Source organism: Halodesulfovibrio aestuarii DSM 17919 = ATCC 29578, from assembly GCF_000384815.1.
Classification (GTDB): domain Bacteria; phylum Desulfobacterota; class Desulfovibrionia; order Desulfovibrionales; family Desulfovibrionaceae; genus Halodesulfovibrio; species Halodesulfovibrio aestuarii.
In genome coordinates this window covers 852,484-873,583 of the sequence record NZ_ARQF01000020.1, presented here as the reverse complement: position 1 = coordinate 873,583, position 21,100 = coordinate 852,484, and the positions used below count along the sequence as shown (strand labels likewise).

16 protein-coding genes are annotated in these 21,100 nt (G+C 44.9%); 4 read left to right on the top strand and 12 right to left on the bottom strand.

The window, feature by feature from the left end:
- The first annotated feature begins 212 nt into the window (after positions 1–212).
- Positions 213–1,481, top strand: a complete 1,269-nt coding sequence (purD, locus tag F461_RS0109840) for a phosphoribosylamine--glycine ligase (protein ID WP_020000988.1) — start codon at positions 213–215, stop codon at positions 1,479–1,481.
- A gap of 21 nt (positions 1,482–1,502) precedes the next feature.
- Positions 1,503–2,003 (top strand): 5-(carboxyamino)imidazole ribonucleotide mutase, encoded by a 501-nt coding sequence (gene purE / locus F461_RS0109835; RefSeq protein ID WP_020000987.1) that lies wholly within the window; start codon positions 1,503–1,505, stop codon positions 2,001–2,003.
- Between the two features lie 252 nt (positions 2,004–2,255).
- On the opposite strand, the gene F461_RS0109830 is transcribed toward purE, so the two are convergent.
- From F461_RS0109830 to F461_RS0109775, 11 genes are all read right to left on the bottom strand, one after another.
- The gene (locus tag F461_RS0109830; protein ID WP_020000986.1) at positions 2,256–2,942 is read right to left on the bottom strand and encodes a S1 family peptidase; all 687 of its coding nucleotides are present in this window, start codon (positions 2,940–2,942) and stop codon (positions 2,256–2,258) included.
- A gap of 8 nt (positions 2,943–2,950) precedes the next feature.
- Complete coding sequence (locus tag F461_RS17635) at positions 2,951–4,573, bottom strand: BCCT family transporter (RefSeq protein ID WP_020000985.1); 1,623 nt, start codon at positions 4,571–4,573, stop codon at positions 2,951–2,953.
- Positions 4,574–4,959: 386 nt separating this feature from the next.
- Complete coding sequence (locus F461_RS0109820) at positions 4,960–5,979, bottom strand: LacI family DNA-binding transcriptional regulator (RefSeq protein WP_020000984.1); 1,020 nt, start codon at positions 5,977–5,979, stop codon at positions 4,960–4,962.
- Between the two features lie 523 nt (positions 5,980–6,502).
- Positions 6,503–7,057 (bottom strand): acetate uptake transporter, encoded by a 555-nt coding sequence (locus F461_RS0109810; RefSeq protein ID WP_020000982.1) that lies wholly within the window; start codon positions 7,055–7,057, stop codon positions 6,503–6,505.
- A 264-nt stretch (positions 7,058–7,321) separates the two neighbouring features.
- Complete coding sequence (locus tag F461_RS0109805; RefSeq protein ID WP_020000981.1) at positions 7,322–10,372, bottom strand: hypothetical protein; 3,051 nt, start codon at positions 10,370–10,372, stop codon at positions 7,322–7,324.
- Positions 10,373–10,853: 481 nt separating this feature from the next.
- On the bottom strand, positions 10,854–11,252 hold the full coding sequence (locus tag F461_RS0109800) for a cytochrome c3 family protein (RefSeq protein ID WP_020000980.1): 399 nt from the start codon (positions 11,250–11,252) through the stop codon (positions 10,854–10,856).
- Positions 11,253–11,436: 184 nt separating this feature from the next.
- Positions 11,437–11,853, bottom strand: a complete 417-nt coding sequence (locus F461_RS0109795; protein ID WP_020000979.1) for a cytochrome c3 family protein — start codon at positions 11,851–11,853, stop codon at positions 11,437–11,439.
- Positions 11,854–11,869: 16 nt separating this feature from the next.
- A complete protein-coding gene (gene cobJ, locus F461_RS0109790; RefSeq protein ID WP_020000978.1) occupies positions 11,870–12,619 on the bottom strand; it encodes a precorrin-3B C(17)-methyltransferase in 750 nt (249 codons plus the stop codon).
- Between the two features lie 3 nt (positions 12,620–12,622).
- Positions 12,623–13,681, bottom strand: coding sequence for a cobalt-precorrin 5A hydrolase (locus tag F461_RS0109785; protein ID WP_020000977.1), 1,059 nt, complete (start codon positions 13,679–13,681; stop codon positions 12,623–12,625).
- A gap of 68 nt (positions 13,682–13,749) precedes the next feature.
- On the bottom strand, positions 13,750–15,240 hold the full coding sequence (locus tag F461_RS17630; RefSeq protein ID WP_020000976.1) for an inorganic phosphate transporter: 1,491 nt from the start codon (positions 15,238–15,240) through the stop codon (positions 13,750–13,752).
- A gap of 12 nt (positions 15,241–15,252) precedes the next feature.
- Positions 15,253–15,900 (bottom strand): DUF47 domain-containing protein, encoded by a 648-nt coding sequence (locus F461_RS0109775; RefSeq protein WP_020000975.1) that lies wholly within the window; start codon positions 15,898–15,900, stop codon positions 15,253–15,255.
- 170 nt (positions 15,901–16,070) lie between these two features.
- On the opposite strand from F461_RS0109775, the gene F461_RS17625 reads away from it, so the two are divergent.
- Complete coding sequence (locus F461_RS17625; protein WP_020000974.1) at positions 16,071–18,227, top strand: GGDEF/EAL-containing response regulator; 2,157 nt, start codon at positions 16,071–16,073, stop codon at positions 18,225–18,227.
- A 76-nt stretch (positions 18,228–18,303) separates the two neighbouring features.
- Here F461_RS17625 and F461_RS17620 read toward each other — a convergent pair whose 3' ends face one another.
- Positions 18,304–18,924, bottom strand: a complete 621-nt coding sequence (locus F461_RS17620; RefSeq protein WP_020000973.1) for a phosphatase PAP2 family protein — start codon at positions 18,922–18,924, stop codon at positions 18,304–18,306.
- Between the two features lie 414 nt (positions 18,925–19,338).
- Here F461_RS17620 and F461_RS0109760 point away from each other — a divergent pair, with 414 nt between their 5' ends.
- Entirely contained in the window at positions 19,339–21,099 is a 1,761-nt protein-coding gene (locus F461_RS0109760; protein ID WP_020000972.1) for a chloride channel protein, read from the top strand.
- The last annotated feature ends 1 nt before the right edge of the window (position 21,100 follow it).

The window sequence follows — 21,100 nt, the reverse complement described above, 5'->3', positions numbered from 1 at the left end:
CTCAAAGACTGTTCAAGCAATACATAAAGGATACGTGTAAGTTGTGCCCTTTTCAGTACATTTACACTTGAGACGGTACGAGACAAAAAATGTAACTACCTTGAACTGATCGCCAAAAAACAGTATCAGGCGCTCATCAAGAATTTTCAATGGTGCACTATAAAAGTACCATAAACAGGAATGCCAACACATTCCCAATTAGGAGGCCAGACGTGCGGATTCTTATCGTGGGTTCCGGTGGACGTGAACACGCCCTCGCATGGAAACTTCGTCAGAGTGCAAAAGTTGAAGAAATCTTCATCGCCCCGGGTAATGGTGGTACTGCGCTCGAAGGTACAAACGTACCTATAAAAGTAGACGACCTGCCCGCACTGGTGGCTTTCGCCAAAGAAAAGGCTATTGATCTCGTTGTTCCGGGTCCTGAATTACCTTTGGTTCTTGGAATCAAAGATGCACTTGATCTGGAAGGGATTCCCTGCTTTGGTCCTAATGCTTTTGCAGCCCAGCTTGAGGGCTCTAAGGCATTTGCCAAAAATATTATGCAGGAAGCCGGTGTACCCACTGCTGCGTTCGGAGTATTTGAAGAATTTTCTGAAGCCCGTGATTTCGTGTTGGATAAAGGCGCCCCGATTGTTGTTAAGGCTGACGGTCTTGCAGCAGGCAAAGGGGTTATTGTTGCCCAGTCCACCGACGAAGCTATTCAGGCGCTTGAAGAAATTATGGTGCAGAAGTCTTTTGGCGACTCAGGGAAACATGTTGTTGTTGAAGAGTGTCTTGTCGGGGAAGAAGCATCTTTTATCTGCTTCTGCGATGGTCATACAGTAAAGCCTCTTCCTTCTTCTCAGGATCACAAGGCAGTTTACGAGGGCGATACAGGGCCTAATACTGGTGGTATGGGTGCTTACAGCCCAGCTCCTGTTTTGCCTGCAAGCCGCTATGATGAAATTATTGAATCTGTCATGCAACCAGTCGTGAATCTTCTGGGAACAAAGGACAAACCGTTTATCGGGATTCTCTACGCAGGCATTATGATGACCAAAAACGGACCGTATGTGCTTGAATTCAACGTTCGTTTTGGTGATCCGGAATGTCAGCCGCTGATGATGCGTCTTGACTGTGATCTTGCTGACGTGATGATGGCGTGCGTTCAAGGCAAACTAGCTCAAACTCCGCTCCCTATTAAAGATGAAACTACCCTTGGCGTTGTTGTTGCTGCCGACGGCTATCCGGGAAGCTACCCTAAAGGTATGGCTATCTCAGGTATTAAAGAGGCAGAAGCGCTCGGCAACGTGAAAGTTTTTCAAGGTGGAACAGCCATTGAACATGGGCAGACCGTCTCTACTGGTGGACGGGTGCTTTGTGTAACAGCACTTGGTGCTGACCTTGCCGCTGCACAAAAACGCGCTTACGAAGCCCTTAAGTTTGTCAAAATGGATAATGCTTATTACCGTAAGGATATTGGTTTTAAGGGGTTTAAATAAGACCCTCAGGAGATAGAGATTATGCCTCAAGTTGCTATTTTCATGGGTAGTGCCTCTGATGAAGAGACAATGCGCCCCTGTACTCAGCTATTAGATCAACTTAAGATTTCGTACATTTTTACCGTTAGCTCTGCCCATAGAACACCTGAGCGTACAGAGCATCTGGTGGACACTCTGGAAGCTGACGGTTGTCAGGTATTTATTTGCGCCGCAGGCATGGCTGCACACCTTGCCGGTGCGGTAGCTGCTCGTACTCTTAAGCCTGTTATTGGTGTACCTGTTACTGCATCCAACCTTTCCGGTCTGGATGCAATGCTTGCGACGGTACAGATGCCTCCGGGATACCCTGTTGCAACTGTCGCGCTTGATAAAGCTGGTGCAAAAAACGCTGCATGGCTTGCTGCACAGATGATCGCTCTTACAGACACCAGCATTGCAGCAAATCTCAAAGCAGCACGTGAAGAAGGCAAGGCCGCTGTTATTAAAAGCGCGGAAGAACTGGAAGCACGTTACGCCAAGTAGAATATATTTCGTAGTATGGCTCTCCCCATGTCTCACATAGCTGCAACTGTGTGTAAATGGTAGGGGCTTTCCTCAATGCGAAGAAATTAGAACGCCCGTCAGATCCAGCTGACGGGCGTTCTTTATTTAATGCATGTTAATAATGCTTGGTGGGAAGCATTACAATTAGTGAGTCATTGTTTTTTATTCAGAGTCCAGACCGAGAACGTTTCATTAGCATAGTGAAGGTCAGCCTCCGGCTGCTGCTAAGTGCTAAATAACGTCAAGGCCTTCTTTCTCAATGAGCGCGATTCCGTGTTCAATAGCAATCGCGTATGACAAATCCGTATCAAGAGCCTGTTCCCGTGAGTAGGCAGATATGGAGCTACCGTCTGCCATCGGGCAGTAACGACCACAAACAACACCTACAATACAGTCTTCATTGATGCTTATGAGCGGCCCGCCAACATCTCCTGCATGAACACGAGTATCAAAAAGAATATGGTTGTTCCCGAGTGGAGACATCAGCTTGGAACTTACAATAGAACTGACGGCAGTAAGGTGGTGCATGTTCTGAAAACCAAACGGGTAGCCGAGGCTCACGAGCGGTGTGCCAAGGCGCAGGCTTTCTGTGTTACCAAGCAGGAAGTCCGGCATAACAATGTCTGCGTCGACATCCATCGCAAGCAGGGCAATATCGCGTTCATTATCGACGCTGATTACTTCAACAGGAATAGAGCGCACATGCTCACGGCTGATAGTCTGAAAGTCTGTTGATTCAGGTGAGTATGGTACCACACAAAGATCTTGATGATTATCACCAAAAATGTGTCCTGTTGTCAGCATGAATCCATCCTCGTGTACGAGGAAGCATGACCCGAGAAAAGCGGCGCCACATTTGTCCTGACGCATGAGCATCATGCAGCCGCCAGTGAATTTTTCGGCAGAAGTTGTATACATAAGTCCTCCTAGCGAATTTTATGGCGGCGGCGCTTGGCCGGAAACGCCTTTGGTGTAATGCTTACTTTTTTAGGCTTTTTCTCCGTATCGATATAGAACTGCTGAGGGCCAGAATAGTCTTTAAGGCCTTTTAAAAGGCTGTACGCCATAAAGAGAAGGATTATTGCAAACGGCAAGCCGGACGCGATTGTAGCAGTTTGTAGAGCTATTAATCCTCCACCATACAGCAGTGCGGCAGCAACGCCACCTTCCAGCAATGCCCAAAAAACACGTTGCGGGATAGGGGGATCCTGGTTTCCGTTTGCTGTTATGATATCAATAACCAACGAACCGGAATCCGAAGAGGTTACGAAGAAACTGATAACAACAAGAATGCCAAGTACGCTTGTTACAGAGGAGAACGGAAAGTGTTCCAAAAGAACAAACAGGGACACAGGCACGTTTTCCTGTACGGCTTTGGCGATACCGCCACCACCGAACATGTCAATATACAGAGCACTGTTGCCAAAAACTGTAATCCATACAAACGTAACGAGCGTTGGTACAAGAAGTACGCCTGCTATGAATTCGCGAATGGTGCGGCCTTTGGAAATTCGGGCAATAAACATACCTACGAATGGTGACCACCCGATCCACCAACCCCAGTAGAAAACGGTCCACCCGTTTTGCCATGAGGAGTTTTCGTACGTTTCATTCCAAGTTGAAAGCTGCATGAAGTTTTGCAGGTAAATACCTATGTTTTCCACAAGAGCATTGAGGATAAACAAGGTTGGCCCTAACAAAAGAACAAAGAGTAGTAACAGGAATGCAAGGCTGATGTTAAGTTCGCTCAACCTGCGAATGCCGGCATCCAGTCCGCTTACTACTGAATAGGTAGCTATCAGCGTAATAACGCATATTAAAATGAGTTGAACGTGAGTTGTTTGCGGAATACCGAAGACATGAAATAGGCCAGCATTAACCTGTTGAACACCAACACCAAGAGAGGTCGCAACGCCGAACAGAGTGGCGACAGTTGCAGAAATATCAACGGCATAGCCTAGCGGGCCGTTTACTTTATCACCAAGCAGAGGGACAAAAGCTGAACGGATTGTAAGTGGGTATCCCTTGTTGAAAGAGAAAAATGCCAAGGAAAGGCCGACTAAAGCATAGACGCTCCATGGGTGTAGCCCCCAGTGCAGGAACGTAAAATCCATTGCTCTTCGTGCGGCTTCCGGGGAGCCGGGAGTGTCTGAAAATGGTGACGAGATGAAATGGAACATAGGTTCAGCAACGCCATAAAATAGAAGGCCAATGCCCATGCCTGCACTGAAGAGCATGGCGAACCATCCGATCATGCTGAATTCCGGCACGGCGTTATCGCCACCCAGCCGGATATCTCCGAATCGGGAGAACATGAAAAGAAAAGTACTAACCAGAATGATATTCATGGTTAGAACGAAGAACCAGCCTGTGTACGTTGAAATGCCCGTCTGGATTATTCCGAAAAAATCTTTGATGTCTTTGCCCAGATAGATGGTGAGCGCTACAAGAAGTACTATTAATCCAGCAGAAATAAAGAAAATATACGGATGGACATCAAATTTTAATTTCGCCCCATCACGGTTGGTGAGGTTTGAACTAGAACTCAAAGCTCCTCCTATGCTTGTGCGTAATGCACTAGTTATAAGTACAACAAACAATATAGACAAAAAATAATGCAGAATATGATTTCTGCATTACTAATAACAATGCATAAAGGGTTTATGTATTGTGTTTGCGTTTGTAACTTGCGGTATCATAATACATACAATAAACATACGTTGTAGTCAAATTCCAAAAAAAAATAGTATGATATGACAGTAAGAGATGCAGCACTACATTCTTGTTTTTTCTGTAACTAATGGTTCCAGAAGCCAGTAAACTGAAAAGATATAATACAATATAAAGCAAACAAGATCTCCGTAGTAACGCATACAAAAAAAGCGCTTCAGACGTATACGTCTGAAGCGCTTTTTTTATGAAATGTACAGGTGTGTTAGCGTGGCGGAACGCCTGAAGATTCTCGAATAATGAGATCGTGTTGAACAGAAGGAATTGTTTCTTCAGGGTGCTTACCGCTGCGCAAAATGTCGAGCAGGACTGTGGTAGCCTGACGTCCCATCCGGTAGCCCGGCTGTAATACAGTGGTGAGCGGCGGCCAGACATGTTTTGCCATAGGAATGTCATCAAACCCGATAACAGACACATCTTTTGGAATTTCAAATCCGAGACGGCGTAGTGCGCTGATGGTATTAATTGCTACAAGGTCGTTTGAAGCAAAAATAGCTGTTGGAGGGTTTGAGGAGTTCATCAACTTCTCAACGCCTTCAGAACAGTCTAAAGTGTTAGAAGACACTTGCACAAAGCTTTGTGGATGAGTTGGGATATCGTGATCCTGTAAACAATGCAGGAAGCCTTCGTAACGCATGCGACAGCGGTCGGATGCCGTAAACGGTACTCCGAGCATTGCAAAGCTCTTGTGACCGAGGTTGATCAGGTACTTGGTAGCATCATAGCTGGCTTGCACGTTGTCTACAGAGACACATGGCAGACAGCCCTGCTTATTAAACAGATTAACTGCAGGGATTTTTTCCTGATAGAGCTTTTGTGCAATGTCCCCCATGGAATCAGAGACCGTAAGTATAATACCGTCCACACGACGCTCAAGAAAGTTTTCTACCATCTGTTTTTCGCGCTGGCGGTTGTATTCCGCACTGGCGATAAAAACTTGGTACCCATGTAGTTGTGCTTCGTCCTGAACACCACGTGCGCATTCACTGTAAATCTGGTTGTTAACAGCCGGAATGATGTACCCGATTGTCTTTGTGCGCTGAGTAGCCAATGCTTTTGCAGCAAAGTTGCATCGATAATTATGCTTATCGATAATACGCTGAATGCGCTCTCCTGTTTCCTTGCGCACCTTTTCCGGCATATTTAAATAACGCGAAACGGTTGCAATGGAAACTTTTGCCTCTCGGGCGATGTCCCTAATTGTTGGCTGGAAAGATTTGTTCATAGTCATAAGTCATAAACGCGTTATGGTTTTTAAACTGGATGCTTAATCCCCAAAACGCGCGCTTGGACTAGAGGGGAAGCATCGTAAGTTATGTCGCCATGATAAAAGTATAGGAAGCTGTGTTACTGTTATCATGTAGTGCAATGAAAACCGTGCAACAAACAAAACAATTTGTTTTCATTTTTTGCTTTATATGGTGCTTTTAAAACTTTTGCAACTATGGTGTAAAGATAAGAGGAATACTCTCATAAAACACTGCTTACCCAAAGGTTAATGGGGTAGACGGTTGGAGGCAGGGGGTGCTTAATATAGCCTTTCATATTTATGAAAACGGTTACATTTGATTCCAAAAACTGTGCTGATGGTTTTTTTGACAAATTACATAAAAGAAGACCGGAAAAGCTATACTTTTCCGGTCTTCAATTTTTCACTTTGTCCAAAGAGTGAAAAAACACTTGTACCTGTGCAGGACAAGTAGAAAGGCTGGTAAGGAGCTACGCAAGCTCCTTTCTGCACTGAAATGTTAGCCGATTGGCAGTACAACTCGACCGTAAGTTTCGTTAAGTACCTCTGCCATTGCAAGGTAAATTGCAGACAGGCCGCAAGCAATGCCTTCGTATCCTGCAATAGTGCCTATAAGTGCAGAACCGGTAAAATCACGGAATGCAAGCAGGAAGAACAAAACAGTCAGGGAGCCGAAAATAAACTTAATGCAGAAGTTACCTTTAAGTGTCCCAAGGAACAGGAATAAGGTGAGAACTCCCCACATTACAAGGTAGCAGCCCATATACGCATGAGGAGTTGCCTCTGCCCAGCCAAGCTTAGGCATTACAATAAGAGCGACTAGAGAAAGCCAGAATAAACCGTAAGAAGTAAATGCGGTTGTACCGAATGTGTTTCCCTTTTTAAATTCCATAATGCCGGCAATTACCTGAGCAATCCCGCCGTAAAAAATACCCATTGCAAGGATCATAGAAGAAATTGGAAAAAATCCTGCATTGTGAATGTTCAACAACACTGTGGTCATACCAAAGCCCATAAGGCCGAGTGGTGCTGGGTTCGCTAAATTATCACGCATCAACCTACTCCTGTAACTAAAAAGTCGTATGCCTCATAAAAAGGCTGTTTGAATGAACAGCTAAGCTATATTCCTTAGAAACTCAAGCAAAATAACACTTCTTTTTTCTGATACCAAGTGTTTATAAAAAAGGGGCGCACGGCTACACACATCACTGTTACTATAAAAAAGAAGGGCTGCGCTATGCGCAGCCCTTCTTTAGATACGAGTAAACAACCAAGCAATTGTTACAATAGTGTTACAATTGAGTTACAGCTCTGTTAATTAGGTTAAGCCATCAGTCAATAGAGCCTCAAGCTCTTCACGGATAACTTGTGCTGCGGACTTCGCGGCAGTCTGTTCGATAGCACTTTTTATGTTGCGTTCTATGCGGGTGCTCATTGATTCAATCATACTCTCTGTTCGAACTTCAACTGCACTCAGGACGCGTGCCATCAGCGGACCGTCCATATTAAAAGCGTCATCAATGGCTTCTATCAGAACCTTTTTTTCCACAACAGGTGGCTGTTGGTCTGCAAGAGCTTCCTGCTGAGTAACAATATTCTGTAATGTGCTTTCCAGATAATAAATGCGTTCAGTGAGTTCTGCAAATTCTTCCGGTGTCATGGCCGGAATTGGAGGTACATCTAACGGCTCATTGTTTTGCATCGCAGGATTAACTGCCGGACTGGTATCCAGCATCTCTGAAGAGGCGTCTGAAGAGTCCTGAGCCTTACGCATCAGGTCTTCAATACTTGCATTAGGCGGTACAGGCGCTGCATTCTCATTAATGTCTGTCATGTCCAGATCTGGATCGACATATACCTCTGCATGCTCAGGCAGTTCTTCCGATGCTTCAACATATTCCGGCTGAACCTCTGCAAATGATTCCAGATCTGCCATCGCTTCTTGAGCAATATCTGCGATAGGAGCTTCATTCTCTATAGCATCCATTGCTTCAGATACCGGATTCAATTCGTTAGAAGGCGTCTGTGGTTCTTCTGTTTGGACAAATTCTGCGAAAGTATCAGCAGGATCGTTAACAACTGTTTCTGCTTCCTGATCTTCTTCGGCTGGATCTGAAGATATTTCAGACTCAACGGTCATTTCAGAAGGTTCTTCCATCGCCGCTTGTTCTACAGGTTCTGGATCAGACAGTAGAGCGTCAATGTCTTCATGGTTGAACGTTGCTGGTTCGATAGTCGGTTCAACTTTCTCTTCAACGCCGTCTCCCATCATGTCAGAGGAAAGCGGGTCTTCTCCCAAAATTCGATCAAGAGTTGAACCTAGATCTTCTTCCAGAGATGTAGGCTCTTCAAGCATGTCATCTTCGGCCCCGGAAACAGATTCAACTACTGGATTCAGTTCCGTAACTGGTTCATCCGGATCAAAATCAAATTCTGGCTTGTCAGAAGCAAGCTCAGTTTGTTGAGCAGCCATGTCTGTCTCATCAAGAAGTGAATCCAGTTCATCAAGAAGTGACTCTAATTCATCCGATGGGGTTGATGTAGAAGCAGCGTCTTGCTCTACCTGAGCTTGATGAGCAATATCCTCGACATCAGACTGTGCTTCTTCGGCTGCAGCAAGATCCACTGGCTCGCTGTCAAGCATCGCATCAAGCTCAGTGGCCAGATCGTTTTCCGGTACTTGTGGGGCATCCGCTAGCTCAACTTGGGGGCTTACATCCTCAAGTAATGCTTCGGTCACGGGGGCTTCCACAGGCTGAGTTGGCTCTGGCTCCGTGTTAACTACAGGAGCTTGTGGTTCTTGTGAAATTGGCGCTACAGGTTCGGCGGATGCCATTTCCAAATCATCCAGAAGCGCATCAATTTCTTCATCAAACATCGAACCATCAACAGGGTCAGCTGACTCTATTTTTTCAGATACAACCGGTTCCATTGGAGCATCTGGTTCAAACGCTAGTTCTGGATCAATTGCTGGTTCTGGCGTGGTCTCGGGTGCTGATGCTGGTTCAACATTGGGTTGTGCTCCACTGGCTTCATCAAGCTCGCTTAAGAGGAACCCAATATCATCCATATCAACTTCTTCTGAATCAAGCGTATTGCCATCAGCAGCTGTCAAGTCCGTACGTGGGGCCTGCGCTGGCTCATTATCGACTCTGAGCAATTCATCAAGGTCTGTGAAATCAAAATCATTAGAAGGAGTCGATGCTGTCTGAGGAGTCTCTTCACTGGATTCGTTTAGGATATTCTCTACATCAAATGGATCGTCCAGAGAGACCTCTTCAGCAAGAGACAGGCTCGCAGACATGTCAGGGGCAGGAACGGGCTCATGAGAAGGTGTGGATGGCACATCCTCTATTTCAAAATCAAAATCTGTAAATAAATCGTCAACGTCAGTATCGCTTCCGTCTGCAATAACAGACGTTGTTGTAGGAACGGTGTCTGGAACTTCTTTGGACTGAGATGCAAGTGTTGATTCTGTAGTTGCGTCAAGTTCATCCAAATCAAATTCCAGATTAAGGTCAGCAAACAAGTCATCATCTTCGGAATTCTGCGGATCCGGGGCAGCAGATGACGTTGTCATTTGTGTAGGTTCCATGGGGGGCAGATCATAATCGAGATCAGCAAGCAGGTCATCTTCAATTGAAGCATTAGCCTGTGGTACAGATTGTGTTGGAGATGTCTCGATTGGTGCTGATTGAGAGGGAACTTCACCTAATTCAAAATCCAAATCGGAAAATAAATCATCAATATCAGCATTATCTACGTCTGCAATGTTAGATTCTGTTGCATGTGCCGGTTCCGGAGCCACTGCCTGAGGCTGCGGAGCTTGCGCTGCGGCTACAGGTTCAGGGTCAGCAGAACTGAAGGACATTGCAGATAAATCTTCGTCAAAATCTGGTTGATGAACCGTCTCTTTTGTCTGAGATGATGAATCTGAGAATTCGCTTAATAGATCTTCAAAGTCTGCATCAAAACTGACTGAAGAGTCTTTTGAGTCTTCGGAATCAAGTAAATCGTCCAAGTCAGGCTCAAAAGAAGGATCTGTCTTGGCTGTCGTATTTTTTCCTGATGCTGCGAGTTCAGTGTCTGGAGTTATGTCTGTCAAAAAATCTTCTACTGCAGGCCCACTTGTAGGTGTGTCTGTTAGAAAGTCATCAACGGATGCTCCTGCAGGCTGCGGGCTAGCATCGGAAGAGTCAGTAAACTCTGAAAAATCTGTGCTACTGAAAAGGTCTTCCAGTTCGCTTTCAAAATCAACAGTGCCTGCGGGGCTGGCAGGGATGTTTTTCTCGGACGCCGGGTTAGGCGGTGTCCCCATCTCTACTATTTCTGTTAGATCGATAATTCCATTCTTTGTATTATCGGACATGACACACCTTTACATTCGGTTAGGCAGTTTTGAACACAAATTTATTGTGCGTTGATGCGTGCAACAGAATACATCGCAACATATATTAGTTGACGAAATTAACCATACATTATTGCATAAAGCAAGATGCGATGCCGCTCATTAGATTATGTTTAGTCTCGTATTGTCCCAGTTTATCGTTTTTATACGTAGCGTTATATGCATGAGATTTTTTGTTATATCCATGGCACGGTATTGAATCATGCATTACGCGAAATAACATCATTTCTATGCGAAAAGTGAATACTACAACTTTTAGGTATATAACCGTGCACAATGTATGCAGCAATGAACATCATGGTATGGTGTGCATTGCTAAATCCTCATCGGTATGCAGAAATCTTTCATTAGGTCTAGTGCGGAATATCATTGCTTCTGTCTATGCTCATAAAAAAAGGCCGCCTTTTCAGGCGGCCTTTATGCTCGTCATTAAAAGTACACTCTAGGAGTGACACTTAGATTTTTTACAACCGGTGAGAGCTTTTTTCATTGCTTTGTCTTTGCCTGCAGCTTCTTTGTGACAAGACATACAGGTTGAAAGACCGGATTTACCAACTTTTTTATTATGGATAATTTTGTAGTAAGAACCAGCTTTCTTTTTGTCTGCTTTAGCAGCAGAGTGGCAGCCTGCAGTAGCACATTTTTTGTAATTTTCTTTACCATCGATTGGATGGTGGCATGCATCACATTTGGAATCAGCGTGGCTTGCATGGTTAAAGACAACCGGCTTTTTGGTTGCTTCCATCTTAACTGGACAAGATGGAGCATCAACTGCGTAGGCAACCATGGTAAAAGCAACACAAAGCACTGCAGCCATAGCGAGTACCATTACTCTTTTCATGACAGTACAACCTCCTTCACAAGGCATGTTATGATTTTCACATTAGGCTATATTGTACCTCTATTACACTGTCAAGCAAACGTGACCTACTTAGTAGTAATCACATGACATTCCTTGCATATAAAGAATGTGCACAATAGGCAGTGTATAATGTGTATTGTTTGCTCATTCAAACTGTTTTGTATTATTTTACTGTATGACATCCCTTACAAGCGGTTGGTCCTGCAGACTTACCCTCTTTCTTACGGGATTTATGACAACCATTGCAGCTTGCTTTACTATTCGCATGGAATGCGTTTCTAAAGTACGCAATGGACTTGCGCTCTTCGGATGAAGTCGGGGTGGCTAAATCATGACAGCCTTTGGATGAGCAAGAATAGACTTCGGGATTTTGTTTCAGCATATGGTGACATGTTTCACATTGTAACGCAGCATGCGTGGCATGCGGAAATGCTACCTTTGGTTTTTTTATTTTCGCTCCGGCTGGTGCTCCAATTATGACAGGGTCTTTCGGAGCCTCCTGCGCTGCAGCAAGACAGATAGCTGCAAAAAAAAGCGATATTACCAATGGAACGGAAGGGATAAGATGGCGATGCAACATGGTATTTCCCCAGTTTTTATTTTCGGTACTTTTTTAGGTAACCACGGGGGGTTACAATCTTTTCACCTATCATTCGTGTCGTAGAATTGCCTATTATTATTGTAGAGAGCATATCTACTTCGTCTATGTCAAAAGAATTCAGAGAAAACACAAGTGTTTTCTGCTCATTGCGATAGGCTGATTTCACTAAACCTACCGGAGTATCGGCGCTTCGCACTGTCCCGACAATTTCAAGCGCTTTGCCTAGCTGCCAGTCTCTGCGTTTGGATTTCGGGTTGTATAACACTATCACAAAATCTGCTTCTGCGGCAGCTTTTAAACGTTTTTCAATAACGTCCCATTCCGTTAATAAATCGGAAAGGCTGATGACAGCAAAATCGTGCATAAGCGGTGCACCAAGTAACGCAGAGGCTGCGGATAATGCAGGGATACCGGCTATAACTTCAATTTCAAGCGTATCAAGGTGCTTTTCAGCCAATTCGTAAACTAGACCGGACATAGCATAAATACCCGGATCACCGGAGCACACAACAGCAGTGTCTTTGCCGCTTAGGGCAACTTCAATAGCTTTTTCACAGCGCGTTATCTCGCCCATCATGCCTGTTGAAATAATCTCTTTACCTTCTTTCAAGGCTTCTGGAACCAGATCAACATATAGCGTGTATCCGACAATTACGTCGGCATCTGCAATCGCTTTTTGTGCTTGAGGTGTCAGTAGAGCACTGTCGCCAGGGCCAAGTCCAACTATCTTTAAAGAGGAACTCATTAATTATATCTCCAACGCAACAGCGCATGTTACGCCGTCACCCTTTTCTTTTTCTACAATCAGCCGTGCCTTATGTTTTAACGAAGCACAGTGAAGCGCTGCAGCCTCCGCTACACTCTTGGTGCCGACTGCCTGTTTGGGCGTTTCTGAAGGGTTTGGGACGTCGACGGCATCAAGTACATCTGCTGCGAACGTTACAAAAGGAACATCCAGCTCTTCAGCTGCTTCAATAATTCCTTCTTCATCTACTTTTGCATCGACAGATGTTAAGTAAGCGATGCTTTCAATCGCCAGATTCCGCTTAGTAAATACTTCGTTAATAAGTTCGAGAACAGCTTCTTTAGGTGCACCGCGTTTGCTTCCAACGCCTACGCATAGTACCTTAGGATGCAGGAGTAACGTGTTCTCTTCTGGCTCAAGTGCTTTTGCACTGCGCCATGAAACAACGACACTGGGAAGATTATCTTTCGAAAGCGGTGCTAATTCTGCAGGAATAAAAAACTCCGCTACGGTGCTATGTTTTATTCCCAGCATGTCAGCAGGATCATCCAGAAGAACCTTTTCACCTGCTAGCAACGCGCCATTAACATGCTTTACCGCGCTAAGATTATGAATAGCGCAGCCAGCCTTAACAGCAATCAAATCCAGCGATGGTAGTTTTTCTGTGTCTGTAGCCGTAGTTATAACCGCAACGCCACCTGTGAGTTGTTCTATAACTTTTGCCAGATCATTCGCGCCTCCCAGATGACCCGAAAGCAGGCTCACAATGTGGTGTCCGTTTTGATCCATTACAACAACCGCTGGGTCAACATCTTTGCTTACCAAATGCGGTGCAATAGCACGGACGGCAATTCCTGCTGCAGTAATGAACACATGAGCGGAAAATTCGCTGAAACTTTTGGTAACGCACTCCCGCAGATTTTTAAAGCCGACTTCGTGTGCCACTGGAGAAGTGCCAAGCATTCGCATCGGTACAAAAACACTGCCACCGAGGGAGCCTGCGATGCGGTGCGCCAAGGTGACTCCCTTGGGGGTGACTGCGTAAATGGCCAGGCTATTCATGGTACTGTCCTTTTGAACCGGGCATGTAATTATATTTGCCAAAGATGCATTTTATAGTTTGCAGCTGTTTAAAAACTGTCATGTTCTTGAATATGCAGCTTGGAATCCAAATATTTGAATTTGGCATCGAGTTTTTTATTATGTTCCGTATCTGTCTTAGAATAGCGCCATAATGGTGATAAGTCTCCGAGGGTTTCTTTAAGTCGCCAGCTATGGATAAAGACCTGACCGGACAGTTCGTTCAGCACTGCCAATTCAGCCTCAGTGAATTTGTCAGTACCGAGTCTTTCGATAATCTTTGGTGACAGTCTAAGTGAGTCACGTCGTGCGTAGCTCATAATTGTCTGAATTTGTTTTGGCTTTTTGCCAAGGCGGTATTGCAGTGCATCACGGAATTCCGAAGAGTTCGGGAAGCGCTCAAGCCACAGGTCGTCAATTCGGTCTAATGTGTCCTGTGAGATATTATCAAGTTCAGTAAGCTTTTCCCATGCGCTTGGTGTCAGTTCGTATGATACAGGTCGGAAGGTGGTTTGCTGGAATACGTTTTGTAAAAAGAACAGGCAGATGAAGCAGATTGTCGCCGCCATTATAGGGGTAAGAATCCAACCAAATGCGATGTTTGCAAGCGAGCGCCAGCGGATGCCTCTGCCCCCTTTAAGAAGGCCGATGCCAACAATTGCGCCAATGGTTGCCTGAGAACTGGACACTGGTACTAGCGGGATTGGAGGCAGGCCCAGTGATACAGAAAAGTTGGAAAGCTCTTGTGATGACAGCATGAACAGAACGAGTGAGTTCGCCATAACAACCACAAAGGATGCAACAGGAGACAGCTTGACGATGCCGCCGCCGACGAGCAGCATAGTTCTTCGCGAGTAAGTAAAGATACCAACAGATACAGCAAGGCCGCCGAGGAAAAAGAGTTGCTGCGTGGCGGACAGGATAAGTCCCGGAAAAATTTGTATAGGCTGTAGATGCGCGACGGGGATAAAAACCCCCATGACGTTTGCCATGTTGTTTGCGCCTAAGGCGTAGGAGCCAAATGCGCCGGCTAGAATAAGTCCCCAGCGTGTCATTCCATCCAACGTGAAAATGTGAAGATGGGCAGCACGAATGAGACCTGCTACACACTTGTAGAGCAGGATTGAAAAGGCCGCAGCCAGAGCGGGGCAGGCTACCCATGTGAGCATAATCTTACTTAGAACAGCAGGGTCTGTTGCAGAACCGCTAAAAAAGTTCCAGCCAACAACAGCACCAACGATTGCCTGTGATGTGGAAACAAGACAACGAGCTTTGACGAGCAGGTATACGGTGATGGCGGCGGAAAATGCGACCATAAATGCACCGGCTAAGGCGTTCACTTCCCCCAGTTTACCCAGGGTATCCGCCGTGCCGGAGCCGCTATACATAGCGCCGAAAATAACGCAGAGTGAGCTGACGATGGCAGCAGTTCTGAACCGCACCATTCGTGAACCCACAGCAGCGCCAAAGACGTTTGCTGCATCGTTTGCGCCCAGTGACCAGCCAAGGAAAAGGCCGCTGGATAGGAAGACAGGCAACATAGTAAACCGTCCTTAGAGCATGCGTTTGATAACGTAAATGGTGAGTCTGTCTGCCACGTCTTCTGCCCTGTCTGCAATTTGTGCAACTTGTCGGACAAGGTCTTTGAGCTGGCTTTTGTGGCACAAACTCAAGTCGTCGCGTCGATAAATTTCAATGAGCATACGGGTCGTAACTTTGTCAGATTCGCTTTCCCAGTATGATACTTTGTGAAGGTGGTCGGATACGTCTGAACTGCGGAAGAATGCACGGGCAGAGCGCACGATCGCTTCAACAGATTCCACAGAGTACAAGACGAGTTCTTGCATGTCTTCGTGCGATTTGTGTGGAATTTCTGGCAGTTCAATCTGGAATTGCCAAAGAACTTCTTTGCAACAATCGAGCAGAGTGTCCAGTTGTTCCAAAAGTTGCAGCACGTCCCCTCGCGATTCGGGGATGAGTGTCTTGAGATACAGTTGGCGTTCGATTGCCCGGCGCATTTCATCGCCATGATGTTCTACCGTGGATATCTGGTTTAGCTTTTCTTCAAATTGCTCATGTTTTTCATCAATATAAAATCCTACGCCTTGCTTAAAAAGTAAAGACGCTTCACTCACCTGATCTAAAAATTCGTCAATGCGTTTTTTTAACCCAATCTGCTTCCGCAGTACGCTGTGCGACATCACTCCTCCAGTACAATAATTGCTTGTAACAATTGCTTTTCAGTATCTAGTAATCCATGTAATATGTTCGAAATATCTTTCGTACGATTGTTCTGTATATATTTATAGTTTTACAGCGAAGGTTGCTCTATCCGTTTACACATCGCGTAAGAGAAAGAGGGTTGGAACGCATGCAAGGGGATACACTGCATCTATTAATTATAGATGATGATACAATGTTGCGCCGTAATATTTCGGTTTACTTCGAAGACAGCGGATTTTTTGTAACGCAAGCCTGTAATGGTACAGAAGGGATTAAACTTTTCTCACAAAATCAACCTGATATAGTAATGGTTGATTTGCTGATGCCGGATACAGGTGGGCTTGCAGTTGTAGAGCACGTAAAGAAAACAGCGCCATATGTACCGGTAATTGTTATTTCCGGCGTTAACCTTGTTGATGAAGCTGTCCGGGCATTAAAAAAAGGTGCCTGGGAATTCATTACAAAGCCGATAATTGATCATGGAGTACTTGATCATGCTGTTAAAAAATGCTTGGAGCGAGCGAGCTTTTTACTTGAACGCAGCCAATACCATGCGTTACTTGAATCCCGTCTAGAAGATCATTCTCACGAATTGCGGTCAACTAATGACCAGCTTGTTCGTTATCAACAATTATTGCGGTCAAATAGTAGTTTTGTAAACAACCTTGTTGAAGCAATTCCCAGCCCTTTATATATCAGTGATAAAAATGCTGTCTGTATTGATTGCAACAAAGCCTTTTGTGACATGCTCCAGCTTGATAAAAGCGAAGTGCTCGGTGCACGTATTTCAGATTTGCTTGCGGCAAATACGACCTGTGCCGATGCGTTTTGTAGCAATGTATTTGAAAACAACAATAGCGGCGATTGCGAAATTACATACGTAGGTGCAGACAAACGTATTTCCTATTATGTGCTATACCGTAGTTCGTTTACGAACGGACATGAAGGAAAAGTTCATACGCTGGGTGTGCTCTATAATATTACAGAACTTAAAGCGCAAAAAGAAATTGTTGCACATCAAGCTTTTCATGATGAACTGACAACGCTTCCGAACCGCCTTTATATAGTAAATTTTTTGCGTGAAGTTCTTGAACAGGATTCCGGAACTACAAGATTTTGCCTTCTTTTTATAGATCTTGATAATTTTAAACGAATTAATGACAGTCTTGGGCATGATCTTGGTGATGAACTTCTTAAACTTGTTGCTATCCGTTTGAAAGACATAGTCGGAACAACCGGTAAGGTTGCCAGAGTCGGCGGAGATGAATTCCTTGTATTGCTTCCGGATGTCATAGAAGAAGGTGTTATTTCCAACCATGCTGAGAAGCTGAATGAAGTTTTTCAGCAGCCGTTCTATGTAGCATTACACAAACTTCATTTGTCTGTGACTATCGGTATTACGTGTTACCCGGATGACGGGCACGATGCGAATACGTTGCTGACCCGTAGCGACATTGCCATGTACCGCGCTAAAGAGCAGAAACGGTCCAGCTGGATGCGCTTTGACCGTTGTATGCTTGAGCAGGTGAAAGAACGGCTTAAGCTTGAGCGCTTGATTCGTGAAGGGCTTGAACGCCATGAGTTTATACCATATTTTCAGCCACGTTTTGATGTGCAGAGTGGGGACATTGTTGGTGCTGAAGCTCTGGTTCGTTGGATTCGTCCTGACGGCAGCGTCGGTAATCCTGCAGAGTTTATTCCGGTTGCAGAAGAGACAGGCCTTGTTCGTGAGCTCGGCGGGCAGGTGCTGATTGATGCCTGTAGGCAAATGCATGCATGGCATGAGATGGGGAATCCTGATTTAACGATATCCGTTAACATTTCAGCGGTGCAGTTTACTGAAGACTTATATGATACCGTAAGCAGTGCTATTGAAGAATCAGGCATTAATCCGGTCAAGCTTGAACTTGAAATCACTGAAACAATCATGATGAAGAATCTCGAAAAAACTGCTCAGATTCTCCGTGAATTGGCTGAACTTGGTGTAAAGATAGTCATTGATGATTTTGGAACTGGGTACTCCTCTCTGTACTATTTGAAAATTTTCCCGATTGATATTTTGAAAATTGACCGAACATTTATTGACGGCATCCCAGAAGATGAAAATGACGGAAATATTGTGTCGGCAATTCTTTCTATGGCAAAACAAATGAAGCTGCACGTTGTTGCGGAAGGTGTTGAGACAGATGAGCAACTTGTTTTTCTGCAAAATCACCAGTGTGAAGAAGCACAGGGCTTTTTATTCTCAAAACCGGTTGCTGCCGAGGAGTTTGTTCTGATGCTCGGGGATGAGAAGGCTTTCTAGCGATACCGTGTACGTCATAAATATACGAATAGAAAAAGGGTGGAGTTACGTAACTCCACCCTTTTTTTATGTCTGATTACTTGATTGGTGACTGCGAGTTTTTTTCCCATAATGGAGCCAGCCTATACAGAACTGTTTTCCATAGCATGTAACTGAGGCATAAGCCGAAAATCCAACCGCCAAGTACATCCATTGGGTAATGCTTTGCAAGGTATACTCGGGAATACCCAACTAATAGAGGGAGTAACCATAAAAAAGATCTAAGTTTAGGCCAAAGAAACATTGCAATAACTACTGAAGCTATTGAGTTTGCAGCATGTGCAGAAACAAACGATGACCCCCGGGTGTCTGTTTGTACAAAGTCGGCAGGCTGCTGAAGCCACTCACTTTTTTTGTAGTTGTAGTAGTTTGCCTGCGCGATAGCATTTTTTGGGCGAACGCGACCTGCTGCATTTTTGATGATGTTTGTTCCTAAATCCGTAATGCCGACAACTATGCCAATCATAGCTAGGCCAATAAGAAGTTGCCGCCATTTTTTAGTTTTTATCCCGGTGAGCAAAACAAGAGGGATGGTGACAACCCATACCAACATGCGATTTGAAAAAATAGGCATGAGAACATCAAGAATCTCTGTACGCCATTGCATGTTGATGAGTTTGAAGAGGACTAAATCCCATTCAGGAGTAGAAAACGCCATGTATTCCTCTGGCAAGTGATCATTGAAGATTATGTAGGGCACTCTTTTCAGAGTGCGAACGGACAATAATAGACGTCGGGCGTCTGTATCTTGTGTTACTCATTGAAATCATCAAATGCAAGGCAAAAACTCGACAAGGAAAAGATGTGGAAGGTGTAGGTAAAAGCATAACTATCTTGTTTTGTTTGTAAATTACATGCAGATGATAGCGCTCCTCTTTAAAGAGAACAGAAGGACATGAGCGGGGGTAATAAGGGGGTAAGACCGCGACAGTGTCTGCTATCGTTTGTGCTTTCTGAAAAGTATGCCTTTGCATGACGCTTCTTATACAGAGAAGAAAGCTTAATGTCTGGATGCGGTACTATCTTTTTGTTATGATTGCCTAATTTCTATTTACAGCACTGGAGGAAAGGTATGCCGCAGCAGAATGTATGCGATTCCCATAACTGGCTTGCAGTCTCGTCGAGGATTAACATGCATACGCCTATGCTTTTGCTGGCACTTGGCGTCGGCGTGCTGGCGGGATATGGGTCAGTGGTGTTTCGGTATGCCATTGATGCTGTGCAAGTTGTCTTTTATCAAAACAGCACGGATTTTTTAACGTTTTACAATACGCTTCCGTGGTATGCCATTGTGCTCCCTCCTACTATCGGGGGAGCGGTTGTTGGTTTCCTTACGTCTAAAGGGGCACCGGAAGCAAAAGGACATGGTGTTCCGGAAGTCATGGAGGCTATTGCCTTACGTGACGGCGTGATCCGGAAACGTGTTGCTGTTGTTAAGATTGCAGCCTCGGCTATTTGTATCGGTTCGGGAGGTTCCGTTGGGAGGGAAGGGCCTATCGTACAGATTGGTTCCGGCATAGGTTCTACAATCGGGCAATTTTTGAAGGTTAATAGAACGAATCAGCGAACTCTTGTCGGGTGCGGTGCTGCTGCGGGGATTGCTGCTACGTTTAATGCACCTATTGCAGGAATTCTTTTTGCCTTGGAAATACTGCTTGGTGACTTCGGATTTGCGGCTTTTTCGCCAGTTGTTCTTTCAAGCGTTACTGCTACAGCTATTTCCCGCTATTACTTTGGAGACTTTCCTGCATTTATTTCGCCCGTGTACAAGATCGGATCACTATGGGAACTGGGATTGTTTCCAATTCTTGGTGTCCTCTCTGCCTTAATGGCGGTTCTCTTTGTCGTTACCTTGTACAAAATGGAAGACTTGGCCGATCTGATACCCATCCCCCCGATTTTAAAAGCTGCATTAGGTGGTTTATGCATCGGTGGGATCTTATTGCTTTTTCCAGAAATTATGGGCGTAGGGTATGGTGCGATAAACCTGAGCCTTATGGATAAGATGGCATGGGGAACGATGCTTATCCTCGCATTTTTAAAGATTTTTGCAACGTCATTAACAATCAGCAGCGGTGGCAGCGGTGGTATATTTGCGCCTTCTCTTTTTATTGGTGCAATGATTGGTGGTGCATTCGGCTTTGCTGTGCATTATGTTTTTCCAGCAGTAATTCCTTCACCCGGTATTTTTGCTCTGGTAGCCATGGGAGGGCTTGTTGCTGGAACTACCTATGCCCCGATTACAGCGATTCTCATTATTTTTGAGCTTACCAGCAATTACCATATTATTTTACCGTTGATGCTTACATGCATCATAAGCACATTTTTAGCGTCTGCCATTAGTCCCGGGTCAATATATACGATGAAATTGCTTCGCAGAGGTGTCGATCTTCGGGGGGGAATGGAGCAGAATATTTTGAAAAAGTATAAGGTAAAGGACTTGATGCATACGCAACCCGACATGTTGTATGAAGGTGCAACGTTAAAGCAGGTTTTTGAAACATTTCAAAGAAAAAATGCACCATATTTGTATCTTGTGGATAAAAATGGTGAACTGAGCGGCATTATTTCATTTCGTGATTTGCGGAGTGTTCTTGCTGACGAATATCTGGACAATCTGCTTATTGCAAAAGACATCGCAACAACCTGTATTCAAACTGTCCGGGGCGAAGATGTGGTGTTGGGGGCGTTACACCGAATGGCGGCGTTCAGCATATCGCAATTACCAGTGGTGGGTAATGACGGAAAGCTAGTAGGTACATTACGGGAACAGGATGTGCTTGCTGCGTATGACCAATCTGTGGTGGGGATACAGTTACGAGACTCTGTATAGA